This window comes from Neisseria sp. P0021.S005, from assembly GCF_051956955.1.
This window is the reverse complement of sequence record NZ_JBQCWY010000962.1, coordinates 1-450: the sequence shown is the minus strand read 5'-3', so window position 1 is coordinate 450 and position 450 is coordinate 1. Positions and strand designations below refer to the sequence as shown.

Below are 450 nucleotides of genomic sequence, written 5' to 3'. Positions count from 1 at the left end.
GCCTACGCCGATGTAGCGGACAGGAACTGGGCAGTCGGAGGCAAGTGCGGCAAGGATACCGCCTTTGGCCGTACCGTCTAGCTTGGTCACGATCAGGCCGGTCAGACCCAGCGCTTCGTCAAAGGCTTTCACTTGGTTGACGGCGTTTTGCCCGATGTTGGCATCAAGCACGACGATGATTTCATGTGGCGCATCAGGCATGGCTTTTTGCAACACGCGCTTCACTTTTTTGATTTCTTCCATCAAATGAAGCTGCGTCGGCAGACGGCCGGCTGTATCGGCAAGCACGATGTCGATCCCGCGCGCTTTCGCGGCTTGAACGGCATCGAAGCAAACGGCTGCGGAATCGCCCGTAGTTTGCGAAATCACGGTCACATTGTTGCGTTCGCCCCAAGCCTGAAGCTGCTCACGCGCGGCGGCACGGAAAGTATCGCCTGCCGCCAGCAACAC

1 pseudogene is annotated in these 450 nt (G+C 58.2%); it reads right to left on the bottom strand.

The window, feature by feature from the left end:
• Positions 1-450 (bottom strand): annotated as a pseudogene (locus tag ACTHUE_RS20375) (signal recognition particle-docking protein FtsY); the annotation flags it as partial.